This is a genomic window from Rhizobacter sp. (genome assembly GCA_021153565.1).
Taxonomy (GTDB): domain Bacteria; phylum Pseudomonadota; class Gammaproteobacteria; order Burkholderiales; family Burkholderiaceae_C; genus Albitalea.
Genome location: JAJKJU010000156.1, coordinates 13,469 through 29,608, shown reverse-complemented (window position 1 = coordinate 29,608; position 16,140 = coordinate 13,469). Strand labels below are relative to the sequence as shown.

The following is a 16,140-nucleotide window of genomic DNA, read 5'->3' as shown; positions in this document are numbered from 1 at the left end:
CGCAGGGCGGGATGCGATGCAAGGCGCTCCGAGCGCCGTGTGGCGAGCCACACAAGTGAGGAGCAACGCCGCAGCGCGCCCGCCCAGCACCCCCAAAACGGTAAGTTATTTCGGGCCATGTCGTCAGATCAATATGCCGCCGAGGCTGCATCTGGAACCGGCAGACCTCTCGCCGGAGGTTTGCCGGTCGCAGCACGATCGGCATTGCGACGTTCGACGGCCTCCTTGTGCGCCTTTGCGTCTCGCTGACGCTTTTCGTAGTCGGCCAAATGCTTACGTTCCAGCGAGGCCGAATGTGCCGCTGGCGACGGCTGCGACGTGGCCCCGTCGACACCCGAAGCAGCCGATGCACTCGACGTGCCTTGCGAAGGCAACGATGTTGCCATCAGCTCGGCCCGCTCCACTTCTTTGTGCCGATCGCGCGCTGCAGCCTCGCGCAGTTTTGCTGCGTCACCGCTGACCTTGGTCCGGATCTCATCGATGCGCTGCGCTGCGCGCTGCTTACGCTGCGCTTCGTCCAGGACTTCCTGTTGCTGCCGCAGGCGCTCGAGGGATTGGCGCCTGTCGCGCCGTGCCCGGTCCAGGCACGGGGTAACCACGAAGCGCTGACGGCATTCGTGTTCTCGTGTGAGGTAGGCAGCCTCGGCTTGATCGCGCTCGGCCTTGATGCGATCACGTTCGGCGCGCTCGGTCGCGGCGTCGAGCGCATGCGCCGAAGAAATTCCGAAACAAGCTGTCGCGAGAAAAGCGGCGACCATCGGAGACAGGACATTCATGTCAGCGAAGTATCCACGTCCCGCCGCGCAAGCGCCAGGAACTCCGCAGATTGCATCTCGGACAAACGTGACACCGTTCGCGGAAATTCGTGCGCAAGCGGGCCTTCGGCATAAAGCTGCTCGGCCGGAACGTCTGCCGACATGATGAGCTTGACGCGCCGGTCGTACATCACGTCCACGAGCCAAGTGAAGCGCCTCGCTTCCGACGCATGCCGAGGCGTCATTTGCGGCACACCCGAGAGCAGCACGGTGTGAAACTGTGTCGCGAGTTCCAGATAGTCGTTTTGCGATCTTGGTCCGCCGCACAGCTCTTTGAAGTCAAACCACACCACGCCGCCAGCGCGGCGCCGCGCATAAATTTCGCGGTGCTCGATGTGCAGAACCGGACTCTGCTCCTTGGCCTCAGCCAATCGATCGAAAGCCTGCGCCATCTCGGCATCCGCTTTGGGCCCGAGCGGCGTGTGATAAAGCTTCACCTGCTCCAGCGTGCGGCGGCGGTAGTCGAAACCATTGTCGACGCTTATCACTTCGAGCTTCTTTTTCAAGAGCTCGATCGCCGGCACGATGCGGTCACGGTGCAGGCCGTTCGGATACAGCTCGTCAGGATGAAAGTTCGAGGTCGTGACGATGCTCACGCGGTTCTCGAACATCGATTCGAGCAGCCGGTGCAGGATCATTGCGTCGGTGACGTCGGCCACATGAAATTCGTCGAAGCAGATGAGCCGGTAACGTCGTGAGATGCGCAGCCCGAGTTCTTGCAGCGGATTCACTGTGCCCTTGAGTTCCTGTAGCTCCCGGTGTACCTCGCGCATGAACTCATGGAAATGCAGGCGCGTCTTGCGCGTGAGCGGCACGGCGTTGAAGAAGCAATCCATCAGGAAGCTTTTGCCGCGCCCCACTCCGCCATGCATGTAGACCCCGCGAGGAATCGGCGGGCGGCTCAGCAGCTTGGTGATGGCATTGCTGCGCTGGGCCTTGTAGTCGGCCCATTCGATCTCGCAGCGTTCGAGCGCGTCAATGGCGCGAAGCTGCGCAGGGTCGGCTTGGTAGCCGCGCTCTGCGAGGGTCGCTTGATAAAGCTCTCGGACTACCACGAATTAAGAATCGACGCAGGGTGGGCATATCGAAATGTGCCCACGTGTTGTGAATCAAGTCAGATCAACGATCCGCATGGGGCCCTGCGACAAACTCAGGATTCACGGGGCTTCGCTTTTGCCCACCGTACCGTGATCAAAAGTTCAGAGTGCGCTTGTCCACGGCGAGCGCCGCCTCCTTTGTCGCTTCACTCAAGCTGGGATGTGCATGGCAGATACGCGCTATGTCTTCGGCACTGGCCTTGAACTCCATCGCGACCACCGCTTCGGAGATCAGCTCCGAGGCGAACGGCCCCACGATGTGCACGCCCAGAATCTCGTCCGTCTTGGCATCGGCCAGCACCTTCACCATGCCGGTCGTATCGCCCAACGCACGCGCCCGACCATTGGCCATGAAGGGGAAGGTGCCCGCCTTGTAGGCGCGTCCGGAAGCTTTCAACTGCTGTTCAGTCTGCCCCACCCACGCGATCTCTGGCGACGTGTAGATGACCCACGGAATCGTGTTGAAGTTGACATGGCCATGCTGCCCGGCAATGCGCTCGGCCACCGCCACGCCCTCTTCCTCGGCCTTGTGCGCGAGCATCGGGCCGCGGACCACGTCGCCCACAGCCCACACGTTGGGCAGGTTGGTCTTGCAGTCGTCGTCGACGACGATCATGCCTCGCTCGTCGAGTTTCAATCCAACGGCCTCGTGGTTCAAACCGATGGTGTTAGGCACGCTACCGATCGAGACGATGAGTTTGTCGACGTCGAGCGTCTTAGCCTCACCCTTGGCCGACGTGTATGACACCGACACGCCTTGCGCAATGGCTTTCACCTCACCCACCTGCACGCCCAGTTCGACCTTGAGACCTTGCTTTGTGAAGGCCTTCTGCGCTTCCTTGGCGATTTGCTCATCCACAGCGCCGAGGAAAGTCGGCAGCGCTTCGAGCACGGTCACGTCGGAGCCGAGGCGGCGCCACACCGACCCCATCTCCAGGCCAATCACGCCCGAGCCGATGAGGCCCAGCTTCTTCGGCACCGTCGGAATGCGCAGTGCGCCGTCATTCGAGAGGATGTTCTCTTCGTCGAAGGCCGCACCCGGCAATGCACGCGGATTGGACCCCGTCGCGAGGATGATGTGCTTGCCCGTGATCGACTCTTCGGCCGCACCTGCCACCTTGATCTCGTAGCCCTGTCCTGAGCCTGTCGATGCGGCGCCCTCGCCCGCTTTTACGAACGAACCGCGGCCATGGAAGAACGTGACCTTGTTCTTCTTGAAAAGGTACAGGATGCCGTCGTTGTTCTGCTTCACAACCTGATCCTTGCGGCCCAGCATCTTCGCAATATCGATGCTCAAGTCATTGAGACCAATGCCGTGGTCGGCGAAGTGATGGCCGGCATGCTCGAAGTGTTCGCTCGATTGCAGCAACGCCTTTGATGGAATGCACCCGACGTTGGTGCAGGTGCCGCCTGGCGCCGGGCCCCCCTTGCCGTTCTTCCACTCGTCGATGCATGCAGTGGTGAAGCCGAGTTGCGCGGCGCGAATGGCCGCGATGTAGCCGCCGGGGCCACCGCCGATGACGACGACGTCAAATTGTTTGGACATGATGTGTGGTGAAAGTCGTTTGGGTGGATCGTTGCCGTCACTCGGTCGGCACGAAGATCCACAACAGGAGATAGAGCAAGACGCCAGTGCCGCCCAGGAAGAGGAGCACCGCGAAGACCAGACGCAGGACCCAGCTTTCAACCCCCAGGCTCTTCGCCAAGCCGCCGCACACGCCGCCGATCCAGCGATCGGTGGTGCTGCGTCGCAGACTGTTGAGCGCAGATGCGGGGCCGGGCGCAGCAGCTTGGGCGTCGAGCAAGCGGGACTTCGCGCGTTCGAACTCTTCGGCCGAGATCACGCCGCGTGTACGCAGGTCGTCAAGCTTTTGCAGTTCGTCAGCGACGCTCATGCTGCCCTCCGTGGGTGGTATCGGATCAGATGTCGAACAGCAGGCGCGCCGGGTCTTCCAGTGCTTCCTTCATTGCCACCAGACCTAGCACGGCTTCACGGCCGTCGATGATGCGGTGGTCGTAAGACATTGCGAGGTAGTTGATCGGACGGATCACGACCTGGCCGTTCTCCACCACCGCGCGGTCCTTGGTCGCGTGTACACCCAGGATGGCTGACTGCGGAGGGTTGATGATCGGCGTCGACAGCATCGAGCCGAACACGCCGCCGTTGGAGATCGAGAAAGTGCCTCCGGTCAGGTCGTCGAGCGACAGCTTGCCGTCCTTGGCTTTCTGGCCGTATTCGGCGATCTTCTTTTCGATGTCGGCGAAGCTCATCTGGTCTGCATTACGCAAGATGGGCACCACCAGACCTCGCGGCGAACCAACCGCGATGCCGATGTCGAAGAAGCCGTGATAGACGATGTCGTTGCCGTCGACCGATGCGTTGAGCACTGGATACTTCTTGAGTGCTGCGACCGCAGCCTTCACGAAGAAGCTCATGAAGCCGATTTTGACGCCATGCTCTTTCTCGAACTTCTCCTGGAATCGCTTGCGCATGTCCATCACAGGAGCCATGTTCACTTCGTTGAACGTCGTGAGGATGGCGTTGGTGGATTGCGACTGAAGCAGACGCTCGGCCACACGTGCGCGCAGGCGGCTCATCGGCACGCGCTGCTCGGGACGATCGCCGAGGTTTTGCATCACAGGCGCCGCCACGGGCGGCAGCGGCTTGGCGACGGCGGGGGCCGCAGGCGCCTTGACCGGCGCAACGACACCGACCGGCTTGGCGCCGCCTTCGAGAGCGCCCAGTACATCGCCTTTGGTGACTCGGCCGTCCCTGCCGGTGCCCGCCACAGAACCGGAGGCGAGTTGGTTGTCGGCCATCAGCTTTGCCGCGGCGGGCATGGCTACGTCGCTCTTCGAACCAGCGGCGCCAGCAGGCGCGGCCGCAGCAGTTGCAGGTGGAGCAACGGTAGCCGTAGAAGCAGCAGGCGCACCAGCCTTGGCCGTGCCTTCGGTATCGATGCGCGCAATGATTTCATCGCTCACGCAGCTCGCCCCATCGCCCTTCACGAGTTCGGCCAACACACCGGCACCCGGCGCGGGCACTTCGAGCACGACCTTGTCGGTTTCGATCTCGACCAGGATTTCATCCTGCGCCACGGCTTCGCCGGGCTTCTTCTTCCACTGCAACAGCGTGGCTTCGGCCACCGACTCTGACAGTTGCGGGACTTTGACTTCTACGATTGCCATTTTTTATCCGTGAGATTTGAAGAGTGAAAGGTGAAACGTGTGCGTGACGGGCAAAAGGTGGCGTGGCACAAGCCACGTTTCACCTTTTTCACCCTTCACGTTTCACAATTCACTTCGTGAGCACAAAGCCCTTGAGCTTGCCGAACGCCTGGTCGAGCAGGGCCTTCTGCTGCTCCTGATGCAGGTGGGCGTACCCGACGGCCGGCGACGCGGACGCGGGGCGGCCTGCGTAGCCGAGCTTCTGCCCTTCGTCCATGTTTTCGTGGATGTAGTGCTGCACGAAGAACCATGCGCCTTGATTCTGCGGTTCGTCCTGACACCACATGATCTCGCTCGCGTTCGGGAACTTCTTCAGCTCTGCAGCGAAGGCCTTGTGCGGGAACGGATAGAGCTGTTCCACGCGCAGGATCACCGTGTCGAAAGCCTTCTTCTCGTCGCGGCGCTTCATCAAGTCATAGGCAACCTTGCCCGAGCAGGCGATGATGCGCCTGACCTTCACCGGGTCGATGTCTGGATGATTGGGGCCGATCACCGTGCGGAATTCACCCTTGGTGAACTCCGACAGCGGCGACGCCGCATCCTTGGCGCGCAGCAGCGACTTCGGCGTCATGATGACGAGCGGCTTGCGGAACATGCGCACCATCTGCCGGCGCAGAAGGTGGAAGATCTGGCTCGCCGACGTCGGCTGCACAACCTGCATGTTGTTGTCGGCAGCGAGCTGCATGAAGCGCTCGAGCCGCGCCGAGGAGTGCTCCGGACCCTGCCCTTCGTAGCCGTGCGGCAGCATCATCGTGAGGCCGTTCGCACGGCCCCATTTGACTTCACCGGATGCGATGAACTGGTCGATCACGACCTGCGCTCCGTTCACGAAGTCGCCGAACTGCGCCTCCCAGATCACGAGCGTATTGGGATCGGCCGATGCGTAGCCATATTCGAATCCGAGCACGGCTTCTTCGGACAGCAGTGAATCGATGACAACGAAGGGTGCCTGGTTTTCTGCAACGTGCTGCAGCGGCGTGTAGGTTCCTTCGTCCCACTTCTCGCGCTTCTGGTCGTGCAGAACGGCGTGGCGGTGGGTGAAGGTGCCGCGTCCGCAGTCTTCGCCGGACAGGCGCACGGCATAGCCGCTTGCGACGAGCGACGCATAGGCGAGGTGCTCACCCATGCCCCAGTCGACATTCAGCTCGCCACGGCCCATTGCGGCACGGTCGGCGATGACTTTTTCGACCAGCGGGTGGGCCTTGAAGTTGGGCGGAATGGTCGTGATGCGTTCGGCCAAGCGCTTCACTTCGGCCAGCGGCAGCGCGGTGTCGGCCGCATCCGTCCACTTCTTGCCGAGGAAAGGCGACCAGTCGACGGCGTACTTGCTCTTGTAATTGGTAAGAACCGGGTCGCGCGTGTGCTTGCCCGTGTCCATGGCAGCGCGGAAGGCCTTGACCATTTCCTCTGGACCTTCAGCCGGCAGCACGCCTTGCGCAACCAGCTTGTCGGCGTACAGCTTGCGCGTGCCAGCGTGCTGGGCGATCTTCTTGTACATGAGCGGCTGCGTGAGTGCCGGCGTGTCCTGCTCGTTATGACCGAGCTTGCGGAAGCACACGATGTCGACGACGACATCCTTTTTGAACTCCTGGCGATAGTCGAGCGCGAGCTGGGTACACAGCACGACCGCTTCTGGGTCGTCGCCGTTCACGTGCAATACCGGTGCTTCAATCATCTTGACCACGTCGGTGCAATACAGCGTGGAGCGCGTGTCGCGCGGATCGCTGGTGGTGAAGCCGATCTGGTTGTTGATGACGAGGTGGACTGTGCCGCCGGTGTAGTAGCCGCGTGTCTGTGCGAGCGCCAGGGTTTCCATCACGACGCCCTGGCCGGCGAAGGCTGCATCGCCGTGCACGAGGATCGGCAGCACCGAATCGCCTTCCTTGTCCGAACGGCGGTCGAGACGGGCCTTGACCGAGCCTTCGACGACAGGGTTCACGATCTCGAGATGCGACGGGTTGAACGCCAAGCTCAGGTGGACGGGGCCGCCCGGCGTGGTCATGTCGCTCGAGAACCCCTGGTGGTACTTCACGTCGCCGGAAGGCAGGTTCTCGGGCGCGGTGTGGTCGAACTCGGAGAACAATTCCGACGGTGCCTTGCCCAGCGTGTTGACCAGCACGTTCAAGCGTCCGCGGTGGGCCATGCCGATGACGATTTCCTGCACGCCGGCGCTGCCGCTGCGCTGCACAAGCTCATCCATCGAGGCAATGAAGCTCTCGCCACCTTCCAGCGAGAAACGCTTCTGGCCGACGTACTTGGTGTGCAGGTAACGCTCGAGGCCTTCGGCTGCGGTCAGGCGGTCGAGGATGTGGATCTTCTGCTCGGCGGTGTAGGTGGGCTTGGAGCGGATGGACTCAAGGCGCTGCTGCCACCATCGCTTCTCGATGGGCTCGGTGACGTGCATGTACTCGGCGCCGATGCTGCCGCAGTAGGTTTCACGCAAGGCCTGGAGAATTTCGCGCAGAGTCATGTTCTCTGCAGTGGTGAAGTAGGTGTTCGTCGCGCTGAACGAGATGTCCATGTCGGACTCCGTCAGGTCGTAGAACGCCGGCTCCAACTCGGGAATCTTGGGGCGCTCCTGGCGTTTGAGCGGGTCAAGATCGGCCCAGCGCGAACCTAGGAATCGATAGGCTGCGATCAGAGACTGGACGTGGACCTGCTTGCGTGCGACAGCAAGGTCGGCGCTGGACGCCTTGTTGCCAAAGGCATTGGCCTTGGCGCGCTGCGCAAATGATTCGATGACCGGCGCATGCGGCACGTCACGGCTTTCGGTGCCGTCGACAGCGGGGACATTTTGAAGCGCATCGAAGTAGGCGCGCCAGTTGTCGGGTACGGAGCCCGGGTTGTCGAGATACTGTTCGTACATCTCCTCGACATAGGGCGCATTGCCCCCGAACAGGTACGAGTTCGACCTGTATTCCTGCATCATCTTCGCTCACCTCTTGCACCGGTTTCCAGTGCGATAGTGGGTTAATCAACCTTCCGCGGCTCGGCTTGACCGGTTGGCGGATTGCGACCCGCCTTAACTGTTGCCAGAAAAGGGGACGGGAAGGACCTTGTGGTACGGCCGGGACTGTAACACCGTTGTACCCGGTCGATGTTGCGGTTTACGCGCCCCCATGACATGAACTCGCGTTCGAGACTGCGTTGTAGCGAGGATGCAGGATCGGCACTGGCGCAAGTCCGACCCACTCCCGAGTTCTGCCCCCGCAAGTCGATCGGACCTTCAAACCACGTCCTGTATGAGTGCAAAACGGCTTTTCACGCCCGCATAGTCCGACCATCGTGGTCGCCGCCCGGTGTGCTCAACGCACCGGGCGGACACGATCATGGGTGTGACACATCAAAAGGATTCGAGGGCCAAACCAGTGACGCTCTCGCCACCTTCCACGATCGCATCCCGCGTCGCGGGGGCCTTGCTCAGAAGGTGGTCGGCGTAGAAGCGAGCAGTTGCGATCTTGGCGTTGAGGAAGGCCGTGTCGCCCGTTCCATGTGCCAGATGCTCTTCGGCAACCAGCAGTGCCCGGGCCATCTGCCAGCCAGCCATCAGGTTGCCGGCGAGCATCAGGTAAGGCACCGAACCTGCAAACACCGCGTTCGGGCTGGCCTTGGTGTTGTCGACGACGAAATCGACGACTTGCACGAAGGCTTCTCGTGCCGCAGACAGACGCTTGAGCATTGCGCGTGACGCGGCGGTTTCTCGTTTGGCCAGCACCGCTTCGGTCGCTTCGATCTGCTTAGCAATCGCCTTCGCCGTCTGCCCACCGTCGCGCACCGTTTTGCGTCCAACGAGGTCGTTTGCCTGGATTGCCGTCGTGCCCTCGTAGATCGTCAGAATCCTCGCGTCGCGGTAGTACTGCGCCGCCCCCGTCTCTTCGATGAATCCCATACCACCGTGCACCTGCACGCCGAGGCTCGTGACTTCGATGCTCATCTCGGTGCTGTAGCCCTTCACAAGTGGCACCATGAACTCGTAGAACGCCTGGTTCTTCTTGCGCACCTCAGAGTCTGGGTGGTGGTGGGCGGAGTCATAGGCTGCACCAGCCACGATGGCCATTGCGCGGCAGCCTTCGGTGTAGGCGCGCATCGTCATCAGCATGCGCTTCACATCGGGGTGATGAATGATTGGAGCGCTACCCGGCTGCGAGCCATCAACCGGGCGGGACTGGATGCGTTCGCGTGCGTATTCCACGGCCAGTTGATACGAACGCTCCGCAACGCCGATGCCCTGGATGCCCACGGCATACCGGGCCGCGTTCATCATGATGAACATGTACTCGAGGCCGCGGTTCTCCTGGCCGACCAGCGTGCCGATCGCGCCACCGTGGTCGCCGAACTGAAGAACGGCGGTCGGGCTCGCCTTGATGCCGAGCTTGTGTTCGATGGAGACGCAATGCACGTCGTTGCGCGCGCCCAGCGACCCGTCGGGGTTGATGAGGAACTTTGGAACCACGAACAGGCTAATGCCCTTCACTCCCTCCGGCGCACCGACCACGCGCGCGAGTACGAGGTGGACGATGTTCTCGGCCATGTCGTGCTCGCCATAGGTGATGAATATCTTCGTGCCGAAGATTTTGTACGTGCCGTCGGGCTGCGGCTCGGCACGCGTGCGCACCAGCGCGAGATCCGACCCGGCTTGCGGCTCGGTGAGATTCATTGTGCCAGTCCACTTGCCCGAGATCATGTTGGGCAGATACAGGGACTGCTGCTGAGCGCTGCCGGCGGTGAGCAGCGCTTCGATCGCGCCGTCCGTCAGCAGGGGGCACAGGGCAAAGCTAAGGTTGGCGCTGTTGAGCATCTCGATGCAAGCCGCGCCGATGGTCTTGGGCAGCCCTTGCCCGCCGAAGTCCGCCGGATGCTGCAGACCTTGCCAGCCGCCTTCACCGAACTGCCTGAAGGCATCCTTGAAGCCGGCGGTCGTGAAGACGTTTCCATCCTTCCAGTACGACGGCTGACGGTCGCCCTCGACATTCAGCGGCGCGATCACCTGCTCATTCAGCTTGGCCGATTCTTCGAGCACGGCTTGGGCGGTTTCGATGCCTGCATCTTCAAAGCTGGGCAGCGTGGCCACTTGATCCAAGCCCGCCAGGTCCTGCATACAAAAGAGCATTTCCCTCACGGGCGCGCGGTAGGTCATTTTTTGCGTCTCCAGATGGAACGAGGGCGCAACAACGAACGTTGTGCGCCATCCCGATCACTGCATCGACGTGGCGAAGGATCAGCCGAGGGCCTTGACCAGCTCGGGCACAGCGGTGAACAGATCAGCCTCGAGGCCGTAGTCGGCCACGCTGAAGATCGGTGCTTCCGGATCCTTGTTGATCGCGACGATCACCTTGGAGTCCTTCATTCCGGCCAGGTGCTGGATCGCACCCGAAATGCCGGCTGCAATATAAAGCTGCGGCGCGACAATCTTGCCAGTCTGGCCGACTTGCCAATCGTTGGGGGCATAGCCGGCATCCACCGCTGCACGGCTTGCGCCAAGTGCAGCCCCAAGCCTGTCGGCCAGCGGGGTCAGCACTTCAGTGAACTTGTCGTTCGAGCCGAGGGCGCGGCCACCGGAGACGATAACTTTCGCGGCGGTGAGTTCTGGGCGATCGGTCTTTGCGATTTCTGAACCGAGGAAGCTCGACGAACCGTTGTCGGCAACGGCGTTGATGGTCTCGATCACGGCGCTGCCGCCGGTGGCAGCCGCAGGATCGAAGCCGGTGGTACGCACGGTCAGCACCTTCACCGTGTCGAGGCTTTGCACCGTGGCGATGGCATTGCCCGCGTAGATCGGACGCTCGAAGGTGTCAGAACTCACGACCCTGGTCACGTCGGAGACTTGCGCAACATCGAGCAGCGCGGCCACACGCGGCGCGACATTCTTGCCGGCAGCCGTGGCCGGGAAGACGAGGTGGCTGTAGCTGCCGGCGATGGTGATCACCTGCGCGGCCAGATTCTCCGCCAGTCCATGCTCGAAGCCGGGCGCTTCGGCGTACAGCACCTTGGTGACACCGGCGATCTTCGTTGCGGATTGGGCCGCGCCGGAAGCGTTGTGGCCTGCAACTAGGACGTGCACCTCACCGCCTGCAGCAGCGGCGGCCGTCACGGCGTTCAGGGTCGCGCCCTTGATTGATTGGTTGTCGTGTTCGGCAATAACAAGCGAAGTCATGTTTTTTCTCCTGTTCCCCTCTCCGCCTGGGAGAGAGGGGTCAATCAAATTACCTTGGCGTCGTTCTTCAGCTTCAACACCAGCGTGGCCACATCCGGCACCTTGGTGCCCGCGCTTCGCTTGGGCGGCTCGCTCACCTTAAGCGTCTTGATGTGCGATGTCACGTCCACGCCAAGATCGGCCGGCTTGATCGTCTCCATCGGCTTCTTCTTTGCCTTCATGATGTTGGGCAGCGTCACGTAGCGCGGCTCATTCAGGCGCAAATCGGTGGTCACCACCGCTGGCAGCTTGATCTTCACGGTCTCGAGGCCGCCATCGACTTCACGCGTCACGTTGGCCGAATCGCCCGACACTTCGACCTTTGACGCGAAGGTGGCTTGCGGCAGATTGGCGAGTGCGGCCAGCATCTGTCCCGTCTGGTTGCAATCATCATCGATGGCTTGCTTGCCGAGAATGACAAGATGGGGCTGCTCCTTGTCGACCAGCGACTTGAGAATTTTGGCCACCGCCAGCGGCTGCAACTCTTCGCTTGTCTCGACAAGGATGGCACGGTCAGCACCGATTGCCATCGCCGTGCGCAGCGTTTCCTGGCACTGCGTGACTCCGCACGACACGGCGATCACCTCCGTGACCACGCCCTTCTCCTTCAAGCGCACCGCTTCTTCCACTGCGATTTCGTCGAACGGATTCATGCTCATCTTCACGTTCGCGATGTCTACGCCGGTGCCGTCGGCTTTCACGCGGACTTTCACGTTGTAGTCGACGACCCGTTTGACTGCTACCAGCACCTTCATTCGACGTTCTCCAATGGAATTGACGTTTACGTAAATCGCAATTTTAGTGGTTGGGCGATGTCCCGCCCTGTCACTTGGATGACACTTTCGCCCAAAAAAAGAACGATCGTACTATTTTCCGGATGGTCGCAGTTAGACTTCATGCGCAATGGACGCTCATCTCCAATTCCGCGAACGAAATGCACAAGCAAAGACGCCCTGCATCGGCGTCTGCGACTCGGGCGTAGGCGGCTTGTCTGTCCTGCGATCTCTCCGAGCGCAACTTCCTGATGCGCCATTGCTGTACGTAGCCGATTCCGGTCATGCGCCCTACGGGGAACGCAGCAATGAATACATCATCGACCGGTCTCGATGGATCATGGACCATTTGGTCGCCGAAGGGGCGGTTGGCATTGTCATCGCATGCAATACGGCCACTGCCATCGCGGTGCCGGAATTGCGCTCGAGCCGACCAGGGATTCCGATTGTTGGCGTCGAGCCCGGATTGAAACCCGCAGCGATCACCACACGGAACGGACGGATTGGAGTGATGGCAACCCCTGGGACGATTGCCAGCGAGAAATTTCGGGTTTTGATGCAGGCGCAAGGCAATGGCGTAACGATCACACCGCGGCCCTGTCCCGGCTTGGCGCGATTGATCGAAGAAGGCGACCTGAACTCGTCACAACTTCGAGAAGCAATCGACGGGCACACCGCACTCCTGCGAGCCGCCGGCGTCGATACCGTTGTGCTGGGCTGCACTCATTACGCATTCGTGCGGCATCACATCGAAGCCGCGATGGGCCATGGCGTGCGGATCATCGACACAGCCGACGCAGTGGCCCGGCATGCTGTCAATACCTTGGGGCCGTTGCTGCCGGCCGCCGACGCCACAGACACCATGCGTCTTCAAACCACGGGCGAGGCGGACCGGCTACGCGCCATCGCGTCCGCATGGCTTCCGTTTTTGTGTACTGTCGAGAGCATTTCCACGGCCGCTGAAACACTGCCGTGACGCCATTGCAATCGTAGCGCTGGTGTGGCGGGCGGCCACCATCACCAGGAAGCTTGGCGCTGCCTGCGAACGCGCCATGCGAGTGGTGCCCCGAACCGGACTCGAACCGGTACGCTGCCATTCGGCTAAGCGGCGGATTTTAAGTCCGATGCGTCTACCAATTTCGCCACCGGGGCACGTGGCGCAGTGTATGCGAGTAAGGACACAAGAACGCGCGTCCTCAAACCAGCGCGAATTCGATGGAGGCGCGGGCCGGAGTCGAACCGACCTACACGGATTTGCAATCCGGTGCATAACCGCTTTGCTACCGCGCCTCGAAACCTGAGTTATTCACGAGAAAGTTGGGCATTCTCGCAAAAAAGGGAAGCGTCAGCTTCCCTTCTTGGCTTTCGAAAAATTGGAGCGGGAGACGAGGCTCGAACTCGCGACCTCAACCTTGGCAAGGTTGCGCTCTACCAACTGAGCTACTCCCGCATTGCCTTCGATTTCTTGCAGCTTCCTGCTGTCCACCGAAGCTCTCATTCTATGACGAAAAATCGATGCTTGTAAAGTCACCAAGAAACTTTTGTGGCCATATGAATTTGGGACCGGCCCGTCTTCGAAAGGCCGCCCCTATCCGACAAACTCAATGCTTGATTGAATCCACCGCCGCTGCTGGTGCTGCCGCACCTGCCTCTGGTTTCGCTTCGACCTTGGCCGGCTCGTCATCGGGCAGCGGTTGCGGGGCCGTTTCCAATGCGATCTCAAGCACGCGATCGATCCATTTCACCGGAAGAATTTCGAGATGGTTCTTAACGTTCTCGGGGATGTCCTGAAGGTCCTTTACGTTCTCTTCAGGAATTAAGACTGTCTTGATCCCACCGCGGTGCGCTGCGAGCAGCTTTTCCTTCAAACCACCGATCGCAGTCACCTCGCCACGCAGCGTGATTTCGCCGGTCATCGCCACATCTGCACGAACCGGAATGCCGGTGAGTGCCGAAACAAAGGCCGTCGTCATTGCAATGCCTGCGCTCGGGCCATCTTTCGGGGTCGCGCCATCGGGCACGTGGATGTGGATGTCGCGCTTTTCGAAGAGCTCGTCCTTGATGCCCAGCCGGCGAGCGCGTGAACGCACCACCGAGCGAGCGGCCTCGACGGACTCCTTCATTACGTCGCCCAGCGAACCGGTGCGAATGATGTTGCCTTTGCCAGGCATCATCGCCGACTCGATGGTCAGCAGATCGCCACCCACTTCGGTCCACGCCAAGCCCACGACCTGCCCCACTTCGTTCTTCTTCGTGGCCTGTCCGTAGTCGAACTTGCGCACGCCGAGGAAGTCGTTGAGGTTCTCGTCGGTAACGGTGACCTTGCCTTCGTACTTCTTGAGTTGGACGCCCTTCACCACCTTGCGGCAGATCTTGGAGACCTCGCGCTCCAGCGAGCGCACACCGGCTTCACGCGTGTAGTAGCGAATGATCCCCCGCACGGCCGACTCGGTGACTTCCATCTCATCTTCTTTCACGCCGTTGTTCTTTGCCTGCTTGGGAAGCAGGTAGCGCTGCGCGATGTTGACTTTCTCGTCTTCGGTGTAGCCCGACAGGCGGATCACTTCCATCCGATCCAGGAGGGCCGGCGGAATATTCATCGAGTTCGATGTTGCGATGAACATCGTGTCGGACAGATCGAAATCGACTTCGACGTAGTGATCGCTGAATGTGTGGTTCTGCTCCGGGTCCAGGACCTCGAGCAAAGCCGACGACGGATCGCCGCGGAAGTCCATGCCCAGCTTGTCGATCTCGTCGAGCAGGAAAAGCGGATTGCGGGTGCCGACCTTGGACAGGCTCTGGAGCACCTTGCCCGGCATTGAGCCGATGTAGGTTCGACGGTGACCGCGAATCTCAGCCTCGTCACGCACGCCACCCAGTGCCATGCGAACGAACTTACGGCCCGTGGCGCGAGCCACCGACTGACCCAGCGATGTCTTGCCGACTCCCGGAGGTCCGACCAGGCACAAGATCGGCGCCTTGACCTTGTCGACACGTTGTTGCACTGCGAGATATTCAAGGATGCGATCCTTGACCTTCTCGAGACCGTAGTGGTCTTCGTTCAGCACTTCTTCTGCATGCAGCAGATCGTGCTTGATCTTGGTCTTCTTGCTCCATGGCAAGTTGATCAGCGTGTCGATGTAGTTGCGAACCACCGTCGCTTCGGCCGACATGGGGGACATGAGCTTCAACTTCTTGAGCTCTGCGTCGACTTTCTTACGAGCCTCCTTCGGCATCTTCGCAGCGGTGATCTTCTTTTCCAGCTCCTCCATGTCGGCGCCTTCTTCGCCGTCACCGAGTTCCTTCTGAATCGCCTTGACCTGTTCGTTCAGGTAGTACTCGCGCTGACTCTTCTCCATCTGGCGCTTGACGCGGCCACGGATGCGCTTTTCGACTTGCAGAATGTCGACTTCGTGTTCTAGCTGCTCGAGCAGCTTTTCGAGCCGCTTGTCGACTGCAAACAAGTCGAGCACCGACTGCTTGTTTTCCAACTTCAAAGGCAGATGCGCCGCAATGGTGTCGGCGAGACGGCCGGCATCGTCGATCCCTGCGATGGAGGTGAGAATTTCCGGCGGAATCTTCTTGTTTAGCTTGACGTATTGATCAAACTGCTGCGTCACAGCACGACGCAACGCCTCGATTTCAGGCTTGGTTTCTGTCTCGGGTGGCACTGGCGTGACATCGGCGACGAAGTGTTCTGCGTTGTCGGAAATGCTATGCGTGTTGGCGCGTTGGATGCCTTCGACCAGCACCTTCACAGTACCGTCGGGCAGCTTCAGCATCTGCAATATGCTCGAGACGCAGCCGACTTCGAACATGTCGTCGGGCTTGGGCTCGTCCTTGCCAGCAGCCTTCTGCGCGACCAGCATGATCTGCCGACCGGCTTCCATGGCAGCTTCTAATGCCTTTATGGATTTTGGGCGCCCCACAAACAGCGGAATGACCATGTGGGGGAAAACCACCACATCACGCAGCGGCAGCAGCGGCAGGGTGATCTGTTCGGCGGGCAGGATGGGATGTCCGGACATTGAGAC

General features: G+C 60.8%; 11 protein-coding genes and 3 tRNA genes. 1 reads left to right on the top strand and 13 read right to left on the bottom strand.

The window, feature by feature from the left end:
- Nucleotides 1-128: 128 nt before the first annotated feature.
- The 9 genes from AC30NL_RS09600 to AC30NL_RS09560 all read right to left on the bottom strand — a co-directional run bounded on the left by AC30NL_RS09600 (nt 129) and on the right by AC30NL_RS09560 (nt 12,088).
- A complete protein-coding gene (locus tag AC30NL_RS09600; protein WP_489463776.1) occupies nt 129-776 on the bottom strand; it encodes a hypothetical protein in 648 nt (215 codons plus the stop codon).
- Nucleotides 773-1,870: a cell division protein ZapE gene (zapE, locus tag AC30NL_RS09595; protein ID WP_489463775.1), complete on the bottom strand. Its 1,098-nt coding sequence runs from the start codon at nt 1,868-1,870 to the stop codon at nt 773-775. The genes AC30NL_RS09600 and zapE overlap by 4 nt, the downstream gene beginning before the upstream one ends.
- A gap of 136 nt (nt 1,871-2,006) precedes the next feature.
- On the bottom strand, nt 2,007-3,458 hold the full coding sequence (gene lpdA, locus AC30NL_RS09590) for a dihydrolipoyl dehydrogenase (RefSeq protein ID WP_489463774.1): 1,452 nt from the start codon (nt 3,456-3,458) through the stop codon (nt 2,007-2,009).
- Between the two features lie 37 nt (nt 3,459-3,495).
- Nucleotides 3,496-3,807, bottom strand: coding sequence for a PspC domain-containing protein (locus AC30NL_RS09585; protein WP_489463773.1), 312 nt, complete (start codon nt 3,805-3,807; stop codon nt 3,496-3,498).
- 25 nt (nt 3,808-3,832) lie between these two features.
- The gene (odhB, locus tag AC30NL_RS09580) at nt 3,833-5,101 is read right to left on the bottom strand and encodes a 2-oxoglutarate dehydrogenase complex dihydrolipoyllysine-residue succinyltransferase (protein ID WP_489463772.1); all 1,269 of its coding nucleotides are present in this window, start codon (nt 5,099-5,101) and stop codon (nt 3,833-3,835) included.
- Between the two features lie 109 nt (nt 5,102-5,210).
- Nucleotides 5,211-8,069 (bottom strand): 2-oxoglutarate dehydrogenase E1 component, encoded by a 2,859-nt coding sequence (locus AC30NL_RS09575; RefSeq protein WP_489463771.1) that lies wholly within the window; start codon nt 8,067-8,069, stop codon nt 5,211-5,213.
- A gap of 414 nt (nt 8,070-8,483) precedes the next feature.
- Nucleotides 8,484-10,277, bottom strand: coding sequence for an acyl-CoA dehydrogenase (locus AC30NL_RS09570; protein ID WP_489463770.1), 1,794 nt, complete (start codon nt 10,275-10,277; stop codon nt 8,484-8,486).
- 81 nt (nt 10,278-10,358) lie between these two features.
- Nucleotides 10,359-11,294, bottom strand: a complete 936-nt coding sequence (locus tag AC30NL_RS09565; RefSeq protein WP_489463769.1) for an electron transfer flavoprotein subunit alpha/FixB family protein — start codon at nt 11,292-11,294, stop codon at nt 10,359-10,361.
- A 44-nt stretch (nt 11,295-11,338) separates the two neighbouring features.
- Nucleotides 11,339-12,088 (bottom strand): electron transfer flavoprotein subunit beta/FixA family protein, encoded by a 750-nt coding sequence (locus AC30NL_RS09560; protein ID WP_489463768.1) that lies wholly within the window; start codon nt 12,086-12,088, stop codon nt 11,339-11,341.
- A 148-nt stretch (nt 12,089-12,236) separates the two neighbouring features.
- Here AC30NL_RS09560 and murI point away from each other — a divergent pair, with 148 nt between their 5' ends.
- Complete coding sequence (murI, locus tag AC30NL_RS09555) at nt 12,237-13,082, top strand: glutamate racemase (RefSeq protein WP_489463767.1); 846 nt, start codon at nt 12,237-12,239, stop codon at nt 13,080-13,082.
- 83 nt (nt 13,083-13,165) lie between these two features.
- On the opposite strand, the gene AC30NL_RS09550 is transcribed toward murI, so the two are convergent.
- The 4 genes from AC30NL_RS09550 to lon all read right to left on the bottom strand — a co-directional run bounded on the left by AC30NL_RS09550 (nt 13,166) and on the right by lon (nt 16,134).
- Nucleotides 13,166-13,258: transfer RNA gene (locus tag AC30NL_RS09550), tRNA-Leu, on the bottom strand.
- 64 nt (nt 13,259-13,322) lie between these two features.
- A tRNA-Cys gene (locus AC30NL_RS09545) sits at nt 13,323-13,396 on the bottom strand.
- A gap of 84 nt (nt 13,397-13,480) precedes the next feature.
- Nucleotides 13,481-13,556: transfer RNA gene (locus AC30NL_RS09540), tRNA-Gly, on the bottom strand.
- Nucleotides 13,557-13,707: 151 nt separating this feature from the next.
- Complete coding sequence (gene lon / locus AC30NL_RS09535) at nt 13,708-16,134, bottom strand: endopeptidase La (protein ID WP_489463766.1); 2,427 nt, start codon at nt 16,132-16,134, stop codon at nt 13,708-13,710.
- Between the last annotated feature and the right edge of the window lie 6 nt (nt 16,135-16,140).